This window comes from Lapillicoccus sp. (assembly GCF_025353065.1).
Lineage (GTDB): Bacteria > Actinomycetota > Actinomycetes > Actinomycetales > Dermatophilaceae > Lapillicoccus.
Genome location: NZ_JANXRJ010000047.1, coordinates 1 through 4,253 on the forward strand (window position 1 = coordinate 1; position 4,253 = coordinate 4,253).

At 71.8% G+C, this 4,253-nt stretch carries 4 protein-coding genes and 1 tRNA gene; 1 reads left to right on the plus strand and 4 read right to left on the minus strand.

The window, feature by feature from the left end; all coding sequences use genetic code 11:
• The 4 genes from thrC to Q0R63_RS04320 form a co-directional block, all read right to left on the minus strand.
• Positions 1-669 (minus strand): threonine synthase (thrC, locus tag Q0R63_RS04305; RefSeq protein WP_295694522.1); only part of this gene is annotated, 669 nt, incomplete at its 3' end.
• 1 nt (position 670) lies between these two features.
• Positions 671-2,026: a homoserine dehydrogenase gene (locus Q0R63_RS04310; RefSeq protein WP_295694523.1), complete on the minus strand. Its 1,356-nt coding sequence runs from the start codon at positions 2,024-2,026 to the stop codon at positions 671-673.
• 60 nt (positions 2,027-2,086) lie between these two features.
• Positions 2,087-3,505, minus strand: coding sequence for a diaminopimelate decarboxylase (gene lysA, locus Q0R63_RS04315; RefSeq protein ID WP_295694526.1), 1,419 nt, complete (start codon positions 3,503-3,505; stop codon positions 2,087-2,089).
• A 10-nt stretch (positions 3,506-3,515) separates the two neighbouring features.
• Positions 3,516-3,974: a response regulator gene (locus Q0R63_RS04320; RefSeq protein ID WP_295694529.1), complete on the minus strand. Its 459-nt coding sequence runs from the start codon at positions 3,972-3,974 to the stop codon at positions 3,516-3,518.
• Positions 3,975-4,102: 128 nt separating this feature from the next.
• Between Q0R63_RS04320 and Q0R63_RS04325 the strand changes: the two genes are divergently transcribed.
• Positions 4,103-4,174: transfer RNA gene (locus tag Q0R63_RS04325), tRNA-Arg, on the plus strand.
• The last annotated feature ends 79 nt before the right edge of the window (positions 4,175-4,253 follow it).

Consider the following 4,253-nt stretch of genomic DNA (forward strand, 5'->3'; position numbering starts at 1 on the left):
CTGGAACCCCCACATGATCGGGAGGTGCGTCGCGGGACCGGGTTGCTCTGAGCCAGAGTGGTATTCGCGATAGCCGCGCCAGTATGCCGTGATGTTGCCGGCGTTGCCGACCGGCAGGCAGTGGATGTCGGGGGCGTCGCCGAGGGCGTCGACGACCTCGAACGCCGCCGTCTTCTGCCCTTCGATGCGGGCCGGGTTGACGGAGTTGACGAGGTCGACGGGATAGGACTCGGCGAGCTTGCGCGCGAGGGTGAGGCAGTCGTCGAAGTTGCCGTCGACCTGAAGGAGGGTCGCGCCGTGGGCGATGGCCTGGCTGAGCTTGCCCAGCGCGATCTTGCCGTCGGGGACGAGCACCCCGCAGGTCATGCCGGCCTTCGTGGCGTAGGCCGCGGCGGACGCACTGGTGTTGCCGGTGGACGCGCAGATGACCGCCCTGGCGCCGTGCTTCGCGGCCATCGAGATCGCCGTCGTCATCCCGCGGTCCTTGAACGACCCGGTGGGGTTCTGGCCCTCGAACTTCAGCCAGACGTCGGCCCCCACGAGCGAGGAGAGGTGCTCGGCCGGGATGAGCGGGGTGCCGCCCTCGAGGAGGGTGATGACCGGCGCGCCGGCGAGCATCGGCAACCGGTCGGCATACTCGCGGATCACGCCGCGCCACTGCTGGACCATCTCAAGCCCCTTCGACGCGCATGACGGAGTTGACGGACCGCACGATCGGCATCGCGGCGAGCGCCTCGACCGTCGCGGAGAGCGCGGCGTCGGTCGCGGTGTGGGTCACGACGACGAGCGACGCGCCGCCGGTGTCGGGGGTGGAGCCGGGCACCGTCTGCTGGCGGACCGTCTCGATGGAGACCTGCTGGTCGGCGAAGGCCGAGGCGACCTGCGCGAGGACGCCCGGGCGGTCGGCCACGTCGAGGCTGATGTGGTATCGGGTGAGGGCCTGGCCCATCTCGAGGATGGGCAGGTCGGCGTAGGCGCTCTCGCCGGGTCCGTGGCCACCGCCGATGCGGTGCCGGGCGACCGCGACGACATCGCCGAGGATCGCCGACGCGGTCGGGTCGCCGCCGGCGCCCTTGCCGTAGAACATCAGCTGGCCGGCGGCGTCGGCCTCGACGAAGACGGCGTTGAAGGCCTCGCGCACCCCGGCCAGGGGGTGCGACCGCGGGATCATCGCCGGGTGGACGCGCACCGAGATCCCGGACGGACCGTCGGTGCCGGGCGCCGCCTCGACCTTCTCGCAGATCGCGAGCAGCTTGACGACACAGTCCATCTCACGCGCGGCCTGGATGTCGGCGGCCGTGACGTCGGCGATGCCTTCGCGGTGGACGTCGTGCCCGGAGACCCGGGTGTGGAAGGCCAGCGAGGCGAGGATGGCGGCCTTGGCCGCGGCGTCGAAACCCTCGATGTCGGCGGTCGGGTCGGCCTCGGCGTAGCCCAGCGACTGGGCCTGCTCGACCGCGTCGTCGAAGCCCGCTCCGGTGGTGTCCATCTTGTCGAGGACGTAGTTGGTCGTGCCGTTGACGATGCCGATGACCTTGCGCACCTCGTCACCGGCGAGCGACTCGCGCAGCGGTCGTAGCAGCGGGATGGCACCGGCGACCGCGGCCTCGTAGTAGAGGTCGACCCCGTGCTCCAGCGCCGCGGCATACAGGGTCGGACCGTCCTCGGCGAGCAGGGCCTTGTTGGCGGTGACGACCGAGGCACCGTGCTCCATGGCCTGCAGGATCAGCCCGCGAGCCGGCTCGATGCCGCCGATGACCTCGATGACGACGTCGGCGCGGGTGACGAGCTCGTGGGCGTCGGTCGTGAACAGCCCGGCCGCGACCCCGGTGTCGCTGCGGTCTCGCCCGGGACGTCGGACGGCGATGCCGACGACCTCGAGCGGGCGGCCGACACGGGCCGCGAAGTCGCCGCCGTGGGCCATCAGCAGCCGCGCCACGGCCGAGCCGACCACCCCGCACCCGAGCAGGGCGATGCGCAGCGGCGCGTCGTCGCCGGGGGTCGGCTGGTCAGGGCTGAGGGTCACGAGGGAAATCCTGCCGTCTGTCCGCCCTGTGGACGTCGATCATTCCGCGATCCGGACGGTTCACGGGACGTCCAGCGCGAGCAGGTCGTCGACGGTCTCGCGTCGCACGATGAGGCGCGCGGCCCCGTCGCGGACCGCGACGACGGGCGGGCGAGGCGTGTGGTTGTACTGGCTGGACAGAGCCCGGCAGTAGGCGCCGGTGCCCGGCACGGCGATCAGGTCGCCCGCCCGCACGTCGGCGGGCAGGAACTCGTCCATGACGACGATGTCGCCGCTCTCGCAGTGCTTCCCGACGACCCGGGAGAGCATCGGCGGCGCCTCGCTGACCCGGCTCGCGACGGTGCACGAGTAGTTCGCGTCGTAGAGGGCGGTGCGGATGTTGTCGCTCATGCCGCCGTCGACCGAGACGTAGGCGCGGGTGGCGCCGCCGTCCAGGTCGACTGTCTTGACGGTGCCCACCTCGTAGAGGGTGAAGGTGCTCGGACCCGCGATGGCGCGACCCGGCTCGATCGAGATGCGAGGCACCGCAAGGCCGCTCGCCCGACACTCCCGCTCGACGATCTCGGCCATCCCGGCCGCGAGGTGCTTCGGCGGGAGCGGGTCGTGCTCGGTCGTGTAGGCGATGCCGAAGCCGCCACCGAGGTCGAGCTCGGGGAGCTCGACCCCGTGCTCCTGAGCGATGTCGGCGTGCAGGCCCAGCACCCGCCTCGCCGAGACCTCGAAGCCGGACGTGTCGAAGATCTGCGACCCGATGTGGCTGTGCAGCCCGACGAGCTCGAGGTGGGGCGCGTGCGAGAAAATCCGCCGCGCGGCCTCGGCGGCCGCGCCCCCGCTCAGCGAGAAGCCGAACTTCTGGTCCTCGTGGGCGGTGGCGATGAACTCGTGGGGATGGGCCTCAACCCCGACGGTCACCCGGATCATCACCCGGGCCGGGCGGCCGAGCCGCTGCGCGACCGCGGCCAGCCGGTCGATCTCCTCGAAGGAGTCGACGACGATCTTCCCGACGCCGTAGCCGACGGCGGCCTCGAGCTCGGCCACCGACTTGTTGTTGCCGTGCACGCCGATCCGCTCCCCCGGCATACCGGCGCGGCGGGCGACCTCGAGCTCGCCCCCGGAGCAGACGTCGAGCGACAGCCCGTCGTCGCGCATCCAGCGGGCGACCTCGGTGCAGAGGAACGCCTTACCGGCGTAGTAGACGTCGGCGCCCCCGAGACCGGAGAAGACCGAGCTGTAGGTGTAGCGGAAGTCCGCCGCGCGGTCGCGGAAGTCCGCCTCGTCCAGCACGTATGCCGGGGTGCCGAACTCGCGGGCCAGGTCGTCGACTCGGACGCCCGCGACGGTCACGACCCCGTCGCCGCCGCGGGCCACGGACGAGGACCACAGCGAGGGCACGAGCCCGAAGACGTCGTCGGGGACCCGCAGCCACGACGGCTGGCCGTAGCCGCTGGCGTGGAGAGCACCGGCCTCGTGAGCGCGCATGACCTCAAGACTAGGGCCGGGCGGCGGTCTCGTAGCCTCGGCCCTCGCGGGCGAAGCCCTCGACGATGTCGACCAGGTGGTCGGGGTCGAAGGGTTTGCCGACGAAGGCGTCGACCGCGGTCTTCTCGGCGCGGCGGCGCTCGTGGTCCTGGATGGCCGCCGTCGCCATCACGATGGGGAGGTGGAGGAGGCTGCGGGAGCTGCGGATCTGGCGCACCGCCCACCAGCCGTCGCGTGGCTCCATCTGGGCGTCGATGACGACCACCCGCGGGGGGTCGTCCATGCGCGCGACGAGGACGTCGAGGGCCTCCTGCCCGTCGGCCGCCTCCACCACGCCGAAGCCGGAGAGCTCGAGGTTGATCCGGATGAGGGTCCGGATCGAGGTCGTGTCGTCGCAGACGAGGACCCAGCCCATGCGGGACGGAGCCACCGGAAAGACCGGCGGCTCGGCGGGCACGGCCGGTTCCATGAAAACCAGCCTAGGCTGCTAACCTCGCTGAGCACGCGAGAACGGCTCCAGACCACCCGGTGGTGACACATGACACCACCCGGTCGGGCCATCTCAGGTGGGTCGACTGGCCAGCTCGGCAGCCGCCCGCCCCCGTAGCTCAGGGGATAGAGCACCGCCCTCCGGAGGCGGTGGCGCAGGTTCGAATCCTGCCGGGGGCACTTTCTGGTTTGCCGGCCGCAGGGCCGGGCGGTGCGTCGTCGGCCGCACCAGCAGCTCGTGCAGCCACCGCCCGCTAAG

Excerpts from the sequence above, each read along its gene's own strand:
- lysA (WP_295694526.1), bottom strand. The coding sequence starts at position 3,505 with ATGCGCGCTCACGAGGCCGGTGCTCTCCACGCCAGCGGCTACGGCCAG.
- Q0R63_RS04320 (WP_295694529.1), bottom strand. The coding sequence starts at position 3,974 with ATGGAACCGGCCGTGCCCGCCGAGCCGCCGGTCTTTCCGGTGGCTCCG.